This is a genomic window from Mucilaginibacter paludis DSM 18603, from assembly GCF_000166195.2.
Classification (GTDB): domain Bacteria; phylum Bacteroidota; class Bacteroidia; order Sphingobacteriales; family Sphingobacteriaceae; genus Mucilaginibacter; species Mucilaginibacter paludis.
On the sequence record NZ_CM001403.1, the window covers coordinates 8,054,474 to 8,072,285 of the forward strand.

Here is a 17,812-nt window from a genome sequence, read left to right on the forward strand (position 1 = left end):
GAATCATGTATATATTAATAATATTGATTATTGTCGTCCTTTTTATTTTATCACATCAAGCGCCCTTTGGTTTGATTGATTTATTACCCTTTATCAAACCAAGAAGGAATTTCTCTGTCAACCCTATTTCTAAAATTGATTATAGTAACCAAACAAGTTGGTTTATCAATCAAATGCCACTGTGTGATGATGCCGTTGAATTTAATGTTGATATATTTTATTTACATAGGACTACATACCTTCAAAAAACAAGTTGGAATGCTACAATCAGGAATAAACTATTGAATTTTATCACTTGGCGATACGCTGTAAAATCTCAAGCCTCCATTTTTAACGGCCTTGGAAGAGTCTTTGCCCCTAAGTACAGGCAGGCGACACTGTACTCTTTTTATGACGACAGTGGAAATGGGCAACAAGCATTAGACTTGGCCTATTCAGACATCAAAGATGCGTTTGAATATTATTTAACCCATCATCAAAATGGACGAGACATCATTCTGGTTGGACATAGTCAAGGTACAGCACTCTTGATTAGATTAATTAAAGAGTATTTTGACAATAATGTTCCTTTGCTGAAAAATTTGGTTTGTGCCTACTTGGTAGGAATGCCGGTTCCAATTAATGCCTTTGCAAATATTCCACCTTCGAATGAAGCGACTGATTTTAGTTGCTTTATCAGTTGGAGTACTTTCGGGGACGGGGGATGTCCCAGATATTTTAAAAGTGAATACCTAAATAGCTTTTGCGTTAGTCCTCTGACGTGGAAGTCCGAAAATGTCACTAATACTGACAAGTATCAAGGAGGTAAGACATATTATCTAAACCTAAAAAGAGTTTCCAATCTAAAAGCATACGTAAACAACGGTTTTTTAAATATTTCCTATCCAGGGTTCGGATACCCTTTTCTAAAAGTAAAGGATTATGTTTTAGTCGACTTCCATCTTTTTTTCTTCAATATTCGAATGAATGTTAAAGAGCGTATTATAAACTTTTATAAAAATAAACCATGAAAGATAAGTATTACATTGGGTTAGCGTCAACTTTCCATGATCCGGCGATAGCAATTCTGGATAGAGACGGCACAGTTATTTTTGCAGAGAGTACTGAACGATATTTGCAAAATAAAAGAGCAATGGGATCGCCTGCTGATACCGAAATTTGGATCGAAAATCAAATTAGAAATTATTGTCCAAATGCTGCAGAAGCGGAATTTCACATATCGACCACGTGGAGCCAAAATTATGTTAATTCGTTAAAGCTATTCTATAATTTAGGCTTCTATAATTTCTCCCCTACAGCGATTATTAGAAAAACAATTCATACAGCATACAAATCTATGTTGCCCAACGAAAATCTGGTTTGGTTCCTCAATAAACAGTTCGCCAGCAATATTCAAACAGGAGCTAATTTGGAAAGAACATTAAGATGGAGTTTTAACAATAATTCTATTAAACGTTACAGGTTTAATCACCACGAAACCCACGCTGCGTATTCGGCATTTTCGTCCACGTTCGATAATGCCACTTGCCTGGTTGTTGATGGAATTGGAGAGAAGGGTTCAGTTTCGTATTTTAAATACGCTGATAACCAATTAGAGCTCAAAGGTCATCATAAAGGCTCGGAAAGCTTAGGTTTTTTTTATACGTTAATTACTTTATTGTGCGAATTTAATCCCATAGCCGGTGAAGAGTGGAAGGTGATGGGCTTAGCACCGTACGGTAAAAAAGATGACACTTATTATAAATTGCTAAACTCCCTTATCAGTATAAAAGACTGCAATGTTAAATTTAAAAACAATCCCAATTTAATTTTAAAAGTAATAGGAGTAATAAACGAGGACTTAAACGGCTCAAAAGAATCTGTTTTTGCGAAAAAAGCAAATTTGGCCTATACAGGACAGCTATTATTTTCAGAATATATGATTGAGTTACTTAATAATCTGTATAAAAAGGGATATAGTGAAAATCTTGCGCTTAGCGGCGGCTGTGCATTGAATTCCGCATTCAATGGTAAAATAATCTGCGAAACAAATTTTAAGGAATTATATATACCCTCTGCTCCTGGAGACGACGGTACAGCTATCGGAGCTGCTTATTTATCGTTGAAACGAGATAGACCTGATATGAAAATGGTTAGAACTAATAAACTATCTCCCTATTTGGGTAACCAGATTAACGATCAGGAGGTAGAAAACTACATAAAGTTTTCTGGTAACAAGCGAGTAGAAAAATATCCAGGTATGGTACATATGGTGACGGCAAAATTGCTAGCCCAGGGCAAACTTATTGGTTGGTCGCAGGGCAGAGCAGAATTTGGGCCTAGAGCATTAGGTAATCGCTCTATACTGGCCGACCCCAGGAAGGTGGACATGAAAGACGTTATAAACTCCCGCATAAAATTTCGTGAAGAATTTCGTCCTTTCGCTCCATCGATATTAGCGGAGTATGGTAATAATTATTTTGAAGATTACCAGGATAGCCCCTATATGGAGCGGACTTTGAAATTTAAAGATGAAGTATTGTCAAAAATCCCTGCTGTTGTCCATGTTGACCAGACAGGTCGATTACAATCTGTAAGTAAGGACCTAAATCCTACGTTCCATGCTTTAATTGATTGTTTTAATCAATTAACCGGAGTTCCAATTATTTTAAATACCAGTTTTAACGTGATGGGAAAACCGATTATTAATTCTTTCCAAGATGCCTTGAATGTGTTTTATAATTCAGGATTAGATGTATTGGTGATTAATGATTATGTAATATCAAAATAAGCTATGGCGACAATAAATCAACCAAAACATATCGGACAAAACTATCGCTCATTAAGCACAGGCTTTTTGAAATCATATTTAATCCATATGCGCCCATATTTGCTATTTATATCCGGCATTGCAGGGATGGCAGGCTTAGCTATTTCACCAGGGCATCTTTCTGTAATAAGTTATATTTTTTGTTCATTCGCTTTTTTTTGCGGATATGGGTTTGGACAAGCATTGACAGATTGTTTTCAGATTGATACAGATACCATTTCTTCGCCTTACAGACCTCTTGTGAAGGGTTTAATTACGGTAAAGCAAACTTTAATAACAAGTATTCTTGGCCTGTTGACTATTGGAGGGATATTAACCTTACACAATTACCATAATTTGCTTCTAATTACTGCCTCGGGCTTAGGTTTACTTTCCTATACATATTTTAAAAAAACTTTTTGGTGGTCTGGCCCTATTTGGAATTCATGGATAGTAATGCTACTTCCCGTAATTGGCTATCTATGCTCAAACCCCAATTTGGGCTTTAGCGCCATTTGGGTTAATAAACCACTTTTGATACTTTGTGTGTTGACTTTTTTCTCTTATTTCAATTTTGTCATTATCGGTTATTTAAAAGACATATCCGCAGACAGGGAAACTGGATACCTGACCTTTCCTGTAGCTTATGGATGGAATAATAGTCTGCTTGTCGGAATTGTTAATGCCATTATCAGTTCTATTGCCACTTATTTTTTAATAACCACCCATATTTTGAAATGGCCGTCTTTGCTAATAGCTGTAATAGCCTCGGTCATAGCTTTCGGAGGAATAATACAAGGCTTGTTAATCAAAGAGAAGGTCGAAAAAAACTCAGCTATAGCCATAGGTTCAACCGTACGTAGTTTTATTCTATGGCATATCAGTGTTGTTGTCGCTTTCCAACCAGATCAATTATTTCTGTTAGGAGGAATAGGGTTTTACCTCTTATTTGAATTGGTTATGTATGCCCGTCCCCAAAAAGAACAAATTTAACGATCATGGTAGCAATATTTGTAAACTTATCGGCTAACAACGGTGTCGCAAAGGGAAAGTGGAATTCGTTAGAACCATTATTACGAGACACGAATTTGTTCAACCCTAAGATTATAACGTACACACCCCCTTTTGATTTAGCCTCTTGTATTGCTGAATTAATTAAGAAAAATAAAACAGCAATATTTATTGCTGCCGGAGGAGACGGGAGTTTAAATTTTCTTTTGAATGCGTTAATCTCAGTTGACAAAGAAAACATTGAAAAATATACTATCGGCGGTATTGGATTAGGATCAAGCAATGACTTTTTCAAACCTTTCAAATTCCTCAATAAAGTTCCCTTAAGAGTCAGTGTTAAAAATAGCCGGAAGCATGATATTGGGCGAGTTAAATTTACTGATGCTTCAGGTGTTTCAAGGGAAAGATTCTTTCTTAATAATGCCAGTATCGGCTTATTAGCGAACGCCAATCATGCCTTTAACCAAGGAGATCTAATACTCAATTTTTTAAAAAGGAAATATATTTTAGCGGCAATTCAATACACAGCGATCAAAACTCTGATCTCTCACCGGCCAATACTCATAACATTGGAATACAACAATGAACAAAGATCTGTGAAAATCAATAATCTGAGCGTAGTTAAAAACCCCTATGTATCGGGTGAATACAAATACAATCAAGATATTCAACAAGACGATCGTTTGCTGGGGCTAAATTATATACGAGATGCTGATATATTGGACATCTTAAAAATAATGTCAGACATGGAAAAAGAAAGATTTATTCGAAGTGACGGAAAGGGCATGGCAAAGAGAGAGTCTCATTTTGTTGAGAGCCTGAAAATAATTCATGAGAACTTTATCCATTTGGAAACGGATGGCGAAGTTATAATGGCGAAAGATATCTCTTTTGATCTTTATTCACGTCAAATCAGCGTTTGCGGCCATGGATGGGATGATAAATAAAATGTCCATGATATGTAGATTGAACTTTATTTTACTTTTTTTTGTCCTTATTCCTATCGTCGCTTCGGCAAAAAAACATTTACTGACAGACAAATCATCAGTTAGTATCATGACTTGCGGTAAGACAAGTAAGTATCTTTACGCATTATTTGGACACAGTGCAATCCGGGTTAAAGACCCTTTACAGAACCTCGATATAGTCTACAATTACGGAACGTTTGACGATAGTGATCCGCTATTTTATGTCAATTTTATACGAGGTAAAATGCTGTATTACTTGTCTTATACAGATTATCGGTCATTTATTTACAGCTATCAATTGGATGGTCAGTCAGTATTAGAACAAACGCTCAACCTGTCTTGCCAAGAAAAAAACATGATCTATTCCATACTTGAAAAGCAGGTTCATTCACAAAATAAATACTATTATTATGATTTCATCAAAAATAATTGTACCACTAAACTTGTAGATATTTTACTCCTGGTTAAAGGGGAGGAATTTTCTAAAGCTCTTAACACTGTCAACCAACAGAAGCGCGGCACTATTCGGAATCTTATCAATAATTGCCTGGAAAAGAACAGTTACCCAATATTTGGCATTAACATTTTGCTCGGTAAAGATGCCGATACGCTTTGTACAAGAGGCACTGCTTTATTTTTACCTGATAGTCTCAAAGGGCGTTTAGAAAACACCATTGTTGACGGACAGAAGATGGTAAATAGAACTGAGATGTTATTACCTCAACAAGAAGACCGGCTTAGAACCTCCTCGGACTTTAAAACCAGCACGACCTTATTCCTATTATCATTAAGTTTATTTGTATTGGCGATTATGCTAAATCTTCCTTTATTTTGTAATAATCAGTGGCTATCGCTTCTAAACCTTATCATTAAGCAGTTTATATGCGTTGTGATCAGTATCGTTGGTGTTGCATTGATTTACATTTCTTTTTTTTCCAGCATAGGTCTATTAAAATACAATTCCAACCTGCTGTGGTGCCATCCGTTTTATTTGCTTTTGGTGTTTAATATTAGCAGACGTTCTATATCGTGGATTTTTATAGTAGCCATATTGATATTTACTTTGCTAAACCTAAATAATGACGATTTAACAATGATGGTACCGGTACTGACCTTAATCCTGGCTTTTTTGTTCAATTATATGGTAGTTAAACAAAAGAAGTTAAATATGAATTTGCCTAATTAATGCCTAACCTATTCATACTATGTTTTGAATATTGTACCAGAACAGTAAGCTCAAAGATTTTCTATTTATTATATAGTGAAGGAGATTTAACTCGATACAATTTATAGCTAACACTTAAAACTATGATAAACATTTTCACTACCCTACGAGGCTATTTTTCAAAAAGAATCTGGTTTTTACTTGTCATTGGTTTGATTATAGTCTGTATTATAGTTGCAGTTTGTAGAAGGTGATTTGAAATAACATGGCAATCCATTAGGATTTTAGAATAATTTCTGGTTTCCGAATAAAATTACTGATAAAAGATTTGGGGTGCAAAGGTGTCAGAAGCTTACGCTCTACTTACTACCCTAACCAGACTTATCGTTCATCGGCAATTGTCTTAGGAGTTATTGTTGTGCTGTGACAAACGCTTTTCTATTTGTAACATTCACTGCATTTTTTGTTAACGCATATCTCCATGATTATCCTTTCTTGTACGTCATTACCGTATTGTTTGACTTATAGACTGTTGGTGCTAACCCAGCAGAAACATCTGATCTTGCTACATAAGGAAGATTGAAGTAATTAATCCATACCCTGTCCCTGTCAGAAAGATAACTTCCCTGGTAAAGATAAGAACCATCTTTCTTGGTATACATAGGCAAATTGATGTTATTCACGATAGATGTATTTGATGTAAGGGAAGAATAGCCCATAACCGAATTAAAATCATAGGTACCGGTCTGGTAATAATTTGTGGATGGTTTATTAAACTGGGCCTGGGCATACCGAATAATTATCCCGACAAGGGGAATTTTTATACTTTTATTGAGATTTACATATCCACCTTATGACAATAAAACACAACATCGATTTTCAAAAAGCATCCTTTAAAGATTTCGAACGGGTACCGGATTTAAACGCATTTCAGCGGGCTGAGATTTTTAAGGATTTTACGGATTACATGGAAGTACAGGGACACATGAACTACCGTTTTGTAACGAGCAATGGTTGCGGCCCCGAAATGTGGGTAAGTTCACCTTTTCAGAAAGAGCCTGAAAAATGTGTCAGCCTGGTTTCCAATGATTATTTAAATTTTACACGGCATCCCAAAGTAAAAGCGGCGGCCATTGCAGGAATAGAAAAATACGGAACCGGGGCCGGGGCCTCGCCCCTGATCGGCGGCCATCACGAATATCACGTAGCGTTGGAGGATAAACTTTCCGCTTTCTTTCACCGTCCTAAAGAATCATCTATTATTTATACCACCGGGTATACGGCTAACAGTTCGACTTTATTGGCGATGCTGAAAGCGGAGGATTGCGCCATTGTAGATATGGCGGTTCATGCCAGTGTATATGAGGGTTTGTATGAGACGAACGTCAAAAAATTTCCCCATAACAGCCTTGTTCACCTGGAAAGAGCTTTGGCCGAAGCGCAATCAAAATATCTTACGCGCTTAGTGGTGATCGATGGGGTCTATTCACAGGACGGCGACCTGGCCAGGATGGATGAAATTTACGACCTGACTAAAAAATATGGTGGTTTTTTAATGGTAGACGATGCTCACGGAATCGGGGTTCTTGGTGAAACGGGACGTGGCACGATCGAGTTATTTAATTTGCTGGATAAAGTAGACATCATATCGGGTACTTTAAGCAAAGCATTCGGCCATATCGGCGGATTTGTGATCGCTAAACCGGAAGTCGCCAATTACCTTAAATTCCAATCCCGGCAGCAGGTATTTTCTTCAACTTCTACTCCTGCAGCTGCAGGCTTACTGGTGGCCATCGATTTAATCGATGAAGAACCGGAATGGCGCGCTAAACTTGACGACAATATTGCTTATTATAAAAAAGGGTTACTGGATATGAAATTGGACATTGGCAGCACAGCCTCCCCTATCATACCTATTAAAGTCGGGGATGCGCATAAAACGGGCGATGTCGCGAGATTACTGTTACAGGCCGGGGTATATACCAACGCTATCGTTTATCCCGGTGTATCCCGTAAGGATGCCCGGATCAGGACAAGCCTGATGGCAACCCATACCCGTGAACACCTGGACATCGTTTTAAATGCATTTGAATATGTCAATAAAAAGATAAGGATTACGAAGATCAGTAGTTAGTGATGTAATATCACTGCTACAAAGCGCATTCCCTTTGTCGGTGGGCTGATCCCGATGGCCCCTGTTATTAAAAATGTATAAATTAGTCGGCACGAAAAAAACATAATGACAAAAAAAAGATACCAGGGGCCATCTAATGACAAGGATCGCTCTACCCAAAAGCTTATCGAAGCTGTTGGGACAGTTATCAAAACCAAAGGATACACAGGCCTCAGCGCGACCAATATCGCCAAAGAGGCGGGCTTGAGCAGGCGGCTGATCACCTTTTATTTCGGCACGGTAGACAGTTTGATCGAGACTTACGTCCGCAGCAAGGACTATTGGGTCGCAGCCCCTGGTAATGCCGGAGATTTGATGAAGGAAAAAAAACAATCAGGGACTAAAGATATTTTGGAAGCTATGCTGATCAACCAGCTTGATTTTTTTTCTACCGAAGAAGAAATGCAAAAGATCGTTTTATGGCAAATAAGTCAAAGTACCAGGATTATGAAGGAGGTCTGCGAGGAAAGGGAATTGTTGAGTACACATTTTTTTGCACTGTCCGATCAGGAATTAAAAGGTAAAGACATTGACCTGCGCGCGGTGTCAGCTTTATTAGTGGCAGGTATTTACTACCTGGTGTTACACGCCAGATCAACCGATACCACTTTTTGTGAAATCGACCTTAATAAAACGGAAGGAATGGAAAGGATAAAAAAAGCGATCAGTTTGATATTGAAGAACGCCTATAGCAATTAACCGTTCTGACCTTGCAAGACAGTTTTTCGAATAAACTATCTACCTATGAGTATCATCTATTTTAAGCCTCGCGCCCACTTTTGAATTTGCAAAAGATATCCTTGATATCGGCAACCCGCTGACTTGGGATCGTGAGCAGTTTTTAAACCATATTTACATTTTCGTCCATCGGCTTGCCCCGGATTCAGGGGAGGCTCGTTCATCAGAATCTCCATCGAGCAGGAGTAATAATAGTTCTTTTTTGAAAAGACGCGCCCACTTCCACATAGCAAAAATAACAAGTGAGTGCTCAAAAGCCCGGGTGGAAATAAATGGCAGGAACGGTCAAGTGCTATCCATGTAATTATACATTTAAATAAATGATATACAGAAAGATAAATCAATCTCCCGATCGATCATTTGAAATGAAAATAAATTTTTAGCTTTTTCAGTAAGCATCCTTAAGATTCATTAAAATTCAATAATTCCATCGGCTCAACCTCCAAGGCCTTAGCCAGTTCAATCAATGTAATGACGGTGATATTGACCTTCCCGCTTTCTATCTTCTGAATATCACTAAAATCAACATTACAACGCAGCGCCATTTTTCGAAAAGTTAGCTTTTTGGCAAGCCGCAATACTTTAATCCGGCCTCCCAATTGTTTTAGTGTTATCTTATCAGAATCTCTAATCATTTATCTTATATACTGAGATGATTCTTATTCACTGTTGAAAAGGTATGTGCAAGTGATGTTTATAACGAAAATAGGCAATATATTCCTGTTTTTGTACGTGCCCCAAGCGTTCGTACATTTTGCTTACATATTTTCGAAAATCTTTAAAATCAATAAAAGCCTTTCTATCCTATTTAAATACGCTAATCCTTATCAAGGACTCCAGAATAAAGAGGTCGGTCATTTTATAGTTTTCAGAATGAGGTTGTGTTTATATATTATCCGCGGTAATCCAACGGTCATTTCCGGCTCATTTGGGTTGCTTTTCTCCGCCTGCCCAACCAGATCAGGAAGCCCGAGATGGGTAAGAAAGCACAGAATAGGGCAATGAAAGTAGCCAGTATCTTAGTAGGAAGGCCGTAGATACTCCCGGTATGCAAGGCGTAATTACTCGTCCGCCATTTCTCGCCCAACTGCTTTTGCGCCTGGGTCTGGGAATAGTATAAACGACCGTTCTGAGAATTGTACAAGTATTCGTCCCATTCATCCCAGCCTGAGCCGGTATTGTAACGAACCACGCAGAAAAGCGTCTGCGCGCTGTCTGGTCTGGCCCCCTCTGGTAAACTCAAACCGATACTTTCCCAATGCGGCACTCGCTTTACCGCATTTTGGACCAAGCTTTCATAAGTGTAAGCACTTTTAATGGTGGGCTTTACCCTTGGTTCGACAAACATTTTTTTCGGGTCCGCGCCCAGCAAACGATAAATGCCGCTTTCCCACCAGCTAAAGGTCCACACGAGCCCGGTAGCAGCAAAAAACAAAACAAAGATCCATGTATAAATGCCGCCGATATTGTGCAGATCATAATTCTTTCGCCGCCAGCGTGTGGTCTTTTTCCAGCGGAACCAAAGCCGTTGTTTTAAAGCCGCTTTATGTTTAGGCCACCACAGCGCAATACCGGTCAGGGCCATAACAAACAGGATCAGCGTCGCCGTACCAACTATATAATGGCCGACCTCGTATTTCAGCTGCAACGAAGTGTGCAGGGCATACATGACCCAGATCAGTTCGCGCCGGTTGTCGACAATGCCCAGCACTTTACCGGTATAGCGGTCCACATAAACCTGTTCATTAACTAAATAAGCCGATTGATAATACCAGGACGGGTGCGGGTTGAGTTTGACTACGTCAAATACGACCGACTTACGCGGATCACGTTCCCGCGCTACGTAGGTAATGTCCCGGCCAGGTTCTACCCGTTTAGCACTCCTGATCAAAATATCCACGGGCAGCTCCTGCCGTCCGATTGCCGATACATAGACCAGATCGCGGTGCAGCCAGTTCGTCAATTCCGTCTGCCAGACAAATACAGCTGCGCCAAATAAACTAATAAAAACCACCAGCCCGGACGCGAGGCCGAGCCAGAGGTGTAATTTGCCGGCTATCTTTTTAACCATTAATAGAATTTATAGCTTAAGTTTAACGAATAAGAACGGGTAGGCTGCGGCTGCATGAACGGCCCCCAATATTGCACGTTTGTTAAATTATCCACTTTTAAGCCGATACGGTATTTCCCGCGGTCATAAAAAGCGGTCGAGCTCAATAATACGTATGATGGTACGGTCACCAGATCCGTATCATCGCCATACGAACTGCTCGAGTAATTACCGCCAAAACCTAGGCCAAAGCCTTTTAAAGCCCCCCTACGGAGCGCGTAGCTGGCCCAGCCGTTGATCAAATGCTTAGGAGTGCCATAGGGCCTTTTGCCCTGGATGTCGGCGTCAGCCTTGGTAAATTCACTGATATTGTAACCATAGCCCAGCAGGATGTTCAGGCCATTTACCGGGTTAGCTACTAGTTCCGCCTCCAGTCCCTTGCTGCTTTGCGTTGCATCCTGTAAATAAAAGTTCGTGTTAGCCGGATCGGTACGTAATTTATCTTTCACCAGGATGTCATAGTAGCTTAGTGTAGCCGACCATTTATTATTCGCGCTCTCCATTTTGAAGCCGCCTTCATATTGAAAGGCTTGTTCAGGCTTAAATAACTTACCATCCTCAGCTTTGGCATTGGTATAGCTGAATCCGTTCTGGTAGTTAGCAAACGCAGATAAGGTACCTTTGATCAGTTGGTAAACGGCACCGAATTTAGGTGACGCCTTGGTTTGGCTAAAAGCGCCGGTATAAGTGTCTGTATTAATGTCATGAGAACCGTGATCATCGTAATGATCGATCCGAACCGAAGCCAAAACATTCAGGCGGTCGGTAATATTGATCACATCCGCGAAATAAACGGCGGAATTAAAGGTGTTCTGATCCGATGGAGATCTCTTTAGCGTGTCTATCGCTTTATCAAAAGCCGAACGGCTTACAAAGAAGTTGCCTGGCTGTGTATAGTTGATCACATCGAAATTAGTTGACACGTAGTAATATGGGTCCTGGCGGTAAGCGGTATAATCAAATCCTAACAACAAACGGTGACGCATGCCGCCGAGCTGCACGTCTCCGGTAAAATTTTGCTGGATTTCGGTCTGGTGGTACTTGTCCGATAACAAGCCAACCTGGCGAATCATCTGGTGATCATCTAAAATATATTTATCCAGAAACATCTGATGAGGCGCGTAAACCCCGTTCAAGGTGAAAAGAGTCTGGGATTTCCATTGTTTACTGAACTGGTAGTTAGCCTGTAGATAAATATTATAATTGGTTAGCTTGGTGTCGATATCATTGCCCTGGTAGCTGCGGTTATAATCCAGCGGAATATCCTTATAGCTTTTTCCGGCCCAGTAAGTATTATCGGCCAGGTTGAAACCATTGATGGAGCCGGTATGGCGCTGATACAGTTCCGCTTCAAAGTTAAAAGTCAGTTTATTGCTGGCTTTATAGGTGAGGCTCGGTGCTATAAAGTAATTATGCTCAAAGCCGGCATCCTGAAAATTGCCGCTATGATCGGCAGCCGCATTCAGGCGGAATAATACCTTTTTATCGCTGCTTAACGGCGTGTTCACATCAGCGGTGACGCGGTTTAAACCAAAGCTACCGCCCGTGTAAGACAGTTCGGTAAATGCGGTGTCTAAAGGTTTCTTGGTGACACGGTTGATCAAACCACCATAAGAGATTACTGAAGAACTGAATAAGGTACCCGAAGGGCCTTTGATCACTTCAATTCGGTCGATATTGGCGGGATCAATCGCCGAAAATTGATAAGCGGCTAAACCGTTGCGCATCCAGTTACCTGTGATGAAACCGCGCATCATCGTATAGGAGCGTCCGTTTCCAGCTTGCGCAATAGTAGAGGTACCTGAAGCATTTCGCATCGCGGTTTTATAATCAACGATGTTTTGTTCACGCAGCAGTTCGCTGGAGATCACCGAATATACTTGCGGATTTTCCAGGTTGGCCAGCGGCATACGTGCCACCATGTCGGATGTCTTATCACCGAATTTTAGCCGGTGGTTAGCACTGATCACTACATCCGCTAACTGCCTTGCATCCTGTTTCAGGCTAAGATTAACAACCAACGTTTGACCGCCTACAACTTTGACCGGCTGTTCATAGCCGATCAAGCCGATTGCACTTAATTTCAGGGTATAGGTTCCGGCCTTGATCTTCGTTAACTGGTAATGTCCTTGTTCATCAGTAATTGTGCCTCTGGTAGTGCCCAATAAACCGATGGTAATAGCGGCGGCGGGTTGACCATCAGAAGTTTTGATGGTGCCTTTAATCGTTCCGGTTTGGGCGAAAGCGGTGACCGAAGCGAGCACCAAAAGAAAAGTAAAGTAAATGTTCTTACTCCATAGTGAAGAATTCATAGTTTTGTTCAAATGATTAATGGGTTGAAGGATCTGTTAACACTGGCCCGGTGTGAAGTTTGGCGATGGATCACCGGGTTTTTTATGGACTATTTTGATTGCATAGGCGTTTACTAAAATTGTGCGGTCGCAAAGTAAATGCTTATTTAGAATAATTCCAAATAAAAACAAAAGACTTCCGCCTATTGGGCCCTATTACTCATAATTCCGGGAATAGAATAAAAAATCTACAACCTAAGCTGCCAAAAACTGTAGATAGCACCCAGGCTTGTTCCATGAGAACGCAGAGGAAACTTGTTTATTAATAGGTGTGCAGAATTTAAATTACATTTAACGATCACAAAACGACAATGACAAAGAAGCTTTTACTATACCTTATCTTAATTTTCGTTTGCGCGGAACATGTTTTTTCACAGTCAAAAAATATCAGAAAAAATGATGAATTTTCTGCTTTTCAAATTGGGGAACCTGAAGAAGAAGGCTTTTCCTCCTCGAAATTAAGCGCTATCTTCCCCTATGTCCGGAATCAACAGGTAAATGTCCACAGCCTTATGATTATAAGGAATGATAAAATCATCTTTGATGCCTATTTTTATCCTTATGCTAATGGTTTGCAACATGATATCGCATCCTGTACAAAATCAATTACCTCTTTATTGATAGGTATAGCCATAGATAAAGGATTTATCCGTGATGAAAATGAATTAGTTAAAAATTATTTTCCGAAAATTAAGTCTTACAGTAAAAACTTCCAAACATTAACTATAAAAGACTTACTTACCATGACCTCAGGTTTGGATTGCGGGGGTGATAATGAAGAAACCTTATTTTCCGGGCTTTTTAAAGCATCCGACTGGTCGGCGTATATTTTTAACATTCCAAGCACAAACACACCTGGGAAGCAATTCTCTTATTGCAGTTGTAATTTCTATCTGCTTGCCGAGATTCTATACCGTACTACAAAGTTATCTCCCGAAAAATTTGCGGATAAATACCTGTTTAAACCAATGGGGATTAAGAATTTCTACTGGACGAAAAATAATAAAGGTGTTAATTATGGATGGGGAGATCTGGCCCTCAAGCCATATGATATGGCTAAAATAGGACGTTTATTATTGAATAATGGTAAATGGAATGGTGCCCAGCTTATTTCAGCGGATTATATCAGGAAAGCAACTAATATACAAATTCCTTTTAGTGGCGGCAAAGGATATGGTTATGGATTTTGGGTCGATAATGACCATTCTTTCCAGGCAGTAGGCCGGGGCGGCCAAAGAATTCACGTTGATAGGTTATATAATGCCATCGTCGTCGCTACCGGCGGTGGTTATGACTGGGATGAAAAAGGAGGATTAGATGAACTTATTGGACATTCCGTTCAACTGGCCGCTTTAAATAAAAATCAACCTGCCTCTGATAGTCTGAATGTAGCTATAGCCAATGCCTCAAAAATGAGCCGCATTCTGCCTGTAGAAAGTTTTGCAAACGCTCGTAAGGATCTTTTATTCAACCGTACGTTGATTTTTGGAAAAAACAGCATGAATATTTCGACGGCCCGAATCATCACCTCCGGTTATGCTGATACTATATTCAGAATTACCAACTCATCAGGAAAGGTTGTCAATTATCCATTAGGCATAGGAACAAAATATCGTTATTTTAAGGATACTCCTTCGAACCATGTCTATGCAATCAGAGGTTATTGGAAATCGCAAGATGACTTCGTGATAGATTTTAATACATTAACCAAAATCAATGACAATAAAATTAATTTCAAGTTAAAAGACAAAGCGATTCAAGTAACAATTAAAGAAGGAACTCAGGCTATAAATGATACGGTGCGAGTTCACTTTGACGGTAATTAATAAATTCGCAACTCACAAGGTCAATACTTAAATTACCCCTTCTATAGTATTTTTAGAGGAACCTTATCACAAGTAAGCAGGGTTGCTTACTTAATATGATGAAATACAATATTTGTAGGGGAAAAACTCAACATATAAATGTCTTTTTATTGAAATAATAGATATTTTAATTCAGCGTCCGGATCCATTTTTATTGTAATAAGTGATACGGTTTTCTTCTTGCCTTGAATTTAACCGGAGCAAGTCACCGAGAACATAAGATTGTATCACCCGCTGCAATAATCGTGGTGGGTACCGCTGTTTAATTTGCTCCTGGCTATCCATATAAATATCCCAGGCTTCAGCGCCTTTGGTAAAATAACCATCTCCAATAAGCTTTTCCATCAATGCCTGAAGTCTAACTGTAATGGCATCTACATTTTCGTTTTGCCTGGTATAATCTATTTTATCCTCCATAATCTTATAAAGCAGTTCATTTGGCTTTCCTGCATTGACCCTGTAAACTGTATAATAATTTCTAAAAGAATCCTGGTCATAATCTGTCAGGATTTCTATTTTTTGTTGTGATATTGGATAGCCTGGAGTTAATGAGAGCAGTGTACAATCGAAAATAAGGGCCAAGCGGCTTAGGTCGGTCAAAAGGACAAGCGCATCGGTATCGAAAGCCTCGATTCTGCTGACCTGATCAGGTGGGTAACCCAATAAAAAGGATAGCTCTTCTTGTGTATAACCAGCGGCAATACGTTTCATTTGCAACCTGTAAATCATATCCACATAAAATGCGATGGTGCTATGCTCTTTTTGCATGATTGTTTAGGGCCTGATGAGCAGATAAATAAAAATGATAACGCCTAATTTGGCTTTTAAAATTCGAAGGGCTCTGTTAACCTGCTTGGATACATTATTTTCTGTGGTATCTAATCGTAATGCAATTTCCCTATTATTGAGTTGTTCGTTTCTGCTTAACTCAAATACGACTCTCATTTTACGAGGTAGCGCCTGAATTTCTTTATGGATATAGGCTTTCAGCTCTTTTTCCCGTACAAGGTGATCGGTTGAAGAATTACTGTTTGTAACTATATAATTATTTAAAGAGTGTATATACTTTGATTCGACCTTCTGACGAGCCAAAAGATTTAATATCTTATTTCTCATGGATATATACAAATAACCTGCAAGATTACCATCCGCGATTACAATGTCTCTTTTTAGCCAAAGGGAAGTAAATAAGTCTTGTATGACATCTTTAGCCTGCTCTTCATATTGTAGCTTTTTATAAGCATGAACCAATAGCAGGTAAGCGTATCTACGATATATTTCGGTAAAGGCAACGTGATCCGATTCTTTTAACAGATCGATCAATTCATTATCAGAAAGAATGCTGTAGTCGGCCATCAATGAGCATATTATCAGTGAATAATATGAACTTCTTTGAGGCCAGCTCTACCATGCCAAAAACAATAGGGCACGGTAGCTTGCTATCCTCTACAGCCTGGCTCTGGTGGGCCGACCGCTCCTTACGAAGCGGCCCCGAAGTATAGGAATAAGCAAGCACCGTACCCTATCGCTCGTATAGGGAACAGATGCCTAACTTACTCCGCTTCGGAAAATTTACCAGATTTAGCTGCGAAGCTCGTTTTTACAGTGCTCTATAATGTAAGTACTGCAAATTTATCAATTCCAATAGTTATCTCCTATAACTATTGTTCTCTATTTAATTCTTTGAAAATTCTATTAAATAATCGTTAAAGATAAGCGATAATTTGATGTTCGGAAAATTTTTCAGGTTGTAAAAGTTTGTATTTTAATTGTATTATTAGTAATATTGGTTGTAATTTACAAACAGGAGGTAGTTATGTTGAAAGAAAAAAAAGGCGTTGGCAAAATCCATATCGGTCCAAAGATCAGACGTCTAAGGCAGATAAAAGGAATTAGTCAAAAAGCATTTGCATCAGAATTACAGATTACACAACAAGCGGTGTCTAAAATCGAACAAAGCGAAATAGTCAATGAAGAAACACTTGGAAAAATCGCTGAAATATTAGGAGTATCTATGGAGGCAATCGTTAACTTTGATGATGATGCTTCTTTTAACAATTTTATAAATACTAATGAAGTGATTAATCAACGCTGCGATGTAACCAACCATTATCAGTCCATCGAAAAAATCACCGAACTTTATGAGAGATTGTTAAAAAGTGAAATTGAGAAAAATCAGCTTTTGAAAGACATTGCTGATTTAAAGGACAATAGCAACAATAGAAAATAAAATGGATACGACAAAAATACACATGCAAACCCATCAAGGTCTTCAGTTAAAAAGTGTTATGGACTTACTCAATGTGTCTATTGACGACTTGGGAAAAGGCTTAAACCTTAAAAGAGCTGAAGTCGTAGAATTGATAACGAGTACGGAAATTGATGATGCAATCATAACCGCGGTTGCTGTGTTTCTGAATATACCGGTTGCAGTAATTAGAAATTTCAAATATGATTTGCCTTTTCAACCTAATATACTTTCAGAAAACAATACGATTATAAACTACAATCATTGCATCAATCAAAATTCGATTGAAAGTATTGCCAAGATCTATGAGATTGTTCGTGATTTGGTTAAAAAAGAAAATGGTTCTAAATAAAAACAATGAGTTGTTGCGCAAAGGTTCATGTGCCACTTTCTCC

At 39.1% G+C, this 17,812-nt stretch carries 16 protein-coding genes; 10 read left to right on the top strand and 6 right to left on the bottom strand.

What is annotated here, in order from left to right; translation table 11 throughout:
- Positions 1–5 precede the first annotated feature (5 nt).
- Genes MUCPA_RS34055 through MUCPA_RS34075 form a run of 5 tightly spaced genes read left to right on the top strand, consistent with a single transcriptional unit; the run spans position 6 to position 5,953 of the window.
- The gene (locus MUCPA_RS34055; protein WP_008513001.1) at positions 6–1,010 is read left to right on the top strand and encodes a DUF3089 domain-containing protein; all 1,005 of its coding nucleotides are present in this window, start codon (positions 6–8) and stop codon (positions 1,008–1,010) included.
- Positions 1,007–2,770, top strand: coding sequence for a carbamoyltransferase family protein (locus MUCPA_RS34060; protein ID WP_008513002.1), 1,764 nt, complete (start codon positions 1,007–1,009; stop codon positions 2,768–2,770). The genes MUCPA_RS34055 and MUCPA_RS34060 overlap by 4 nt, the downstream gene beginning before the upstream one ends.
- A gap of 3 nt (positions 2,771–2,773) precedes the next feature.
- Positions 2,774–3,781 (top strand): UbiA family prenyltransferase, encoded by a 1,008-nt coding sequence (locus tag MUCPA_RS34065; protein WP_008513003.1) that lies wholly within the window; start codon positions 2,774–2,776, stop codon positions 3,779–3,781.
- Positions 3,782–3,786: 5 nt separating this feature from the next.
- Positions 3,787–4,746 (top strand): diacylglycerol/lipid kinase family protein, encoded by a 960-nt coding sequence (locus MUCPA_RS34070; RefSeq protein WP_008513004.1) that lies wholly within the window; start codon positions 3,787–3,789, stop codon positions 4,744–4,746.
- Positions 4,727–5,953, top strand: a complete 1,227-nt coding sequence (locus tag MUCPA_RS34075) for a lipoprotein N-acyltransferase Lnb domain-containing protein (RefSeq protein WP_083839403.1) — start codon at positions 4,727–4,729, stop codon at positions 5,951–5,953. Before MUCPA_RS34070 ends, MUCPA_RS34075 begins: the two co-directional genes overlap by 20 nt.
- Positions 5,954–6,417: 464 nt before the next feature.
- On the opposite strand, the gene MUCPA_RS38030 is transcribed toward MUCPA_RS34075, so the two are convergent.
- Positions 6,418–6,651 (bottom strand): hypothetical protein, encoded by a 234-nt coding sequence (locus MUCPA_RS38030; protein WP_008513006.1) that lies wholly within the window; start codon positions 6,649–6,651, stop codon positions 6,418–6,420.
- Positions 6,652–6,785: 134 nt separating this feature from the next.
- Here MUCPA_RS38030 and MUCPA_RS34080 point away from each other — a divergent pair, with 134 nt between their 5' ends.
- Entirely contained in the window at positions 6,786–8,066 is a 1,281-nt protein-coding gene (locus MUCPA_RS34080; RefSeq protein WP_008513007.1) for an aminotransferase class I/II-fold pyridoxal phosphate-dependent enzyme, read from the top strand.
- A gap of 105 nt (positions 8,067–8,171) precedes the next feature.
- Positions 8,172–8,804, top strand: coding sequence for a TetR/AcrR family transcriptional regulator (locus MUCPA_RS34085; RefSeq protein WP_008513008.1), 633 nt, complete (start codon positions 8,172–8,174; stop codon positions 8,802–8,804).
- A 440-nt stretch (positions 8,805–9,244) separates the two neighbouring features.
- Here the strand turns inward: MUCPA_RS34085 and MUCPA_RS34090 are convergent, their stop codons facing one another.
- From MUCPA_RS34090 to MUCPA_RS34100, 3 genes are all read right to left on the bottom strand, one after another.
- A complete protein-coding gene (locus MUCPA_RS34090) occupies positions 9,245–9,478 on the bottom strand; it encodes a helix-turn-helix domain-containing protein (protein ID WP_008513009.1) in 234 nt (77 codons plus the stop codon).
- A 278-nt stretch (positions 9,479–9,756) separates the two neighbouring features.
- Complete coding sequence (locus tag MUCPA_RS34095) at positions 9,757–10,914, bottom strand: PepSY-associated TM helix domain-containing protein (RefSeq protein ID WP_008513010.1); 1,158 nt, start codon at positions 10,912–10,914, stop codon at positions 9,757–9,759.
- Positions 10,914–13,265: a TonB-dependent receptor gene (locus MUCPA_RS34100; protein ID WP_008513011.1), complete on the bottom strand. Its 2,352-nt coding sequence runs from the start codon at positions 13,263–13,265 to the stop codon at positions 10,914–10,916. Before MUCPA_RS34100 ends, MUCPA_RS34095 begins: the two co-directional genes overlap by 1 nt.
- A 350-nt stretch (positions 13,266–13,615) precedes the next feature.
- Between MUCPA_RS34100 and MUCPA_RS34105 the strand changes: the two genes are divergently transcribed.
- On the top strand, positions 13,616–15,130 hold the full coding sequence (locus MUCPA_RS34105; RefSeq protein ID WP_008513012.1) for a serine hydrolase domain-containing protein: 1,515 nt from the start codon (positions 13,616–13,618) through the stop codon (positions 15,128–15,130).
- 171 nt (positions 15,131–15,301) lie between these two features.
- Here the strand turns inward: MUCPA_RS34105 and MUCPA_RS34110 are convergent, their stop codons facing one another.
- Together MUCPA_RS34110 and MUCPA_RS34115 are read right to left on the bottom strand one after the other, a co-directional pair.
- Positions 15,302–15,937 carry a helix-turn-helix domain-containing protein gene (locus MUCPA_RS34110; protein WP_008513013.1) on the bottom strand — a complete coding sequence of 212 codons (636 nt, stop codon included), beginning with the start codon at positions 15,935–15,937 and terminating at the stop codon, positions 15,302–15,304.
- 6 nt (positions 15,938–15,943) lie between these two features.
- Positions 15,944–16,525, bottom strand: coding sequence for an RNA polymerase sigma factor (locus MUCPA_RS34115; protein ID WP_008513014.1), 582 nt, complete (start codon positions 16,523–16,525; stop codon positions 15,944–15,946).
- Between the two features lie 460 nt (positions 16,526–16,985).
- Here MUCPA_RS34115 and MUCPA_RS34120 point away from each other — a divergent pair, with 460 nt between their 5' ends.
- Complete coding sequence (locus MUCPA_RS34120) at positions 16,986–17,399, top strand: helix-turn-helix domain-containing protein (RefSeq protein WP_008513015.1); 414 nt, start codon at positions 16,986–16,988, stop codon at positions 17,397–17,399.
- 1 nt (position 17,400) lies between these two features.
- On the top strand, positions 17,401–17,769 hold the full coding sequence (locus tag MUCPA_RS34125; protein WP_008513016.1) for a hypothetical protein: 369 nt from the start codon (positions 17,401–17,403) through the stop codon (positions 17,767–17,769).
- The last annotated feature ends 43 nt before the right edge of the window (positions 17,770–17,812 follow it).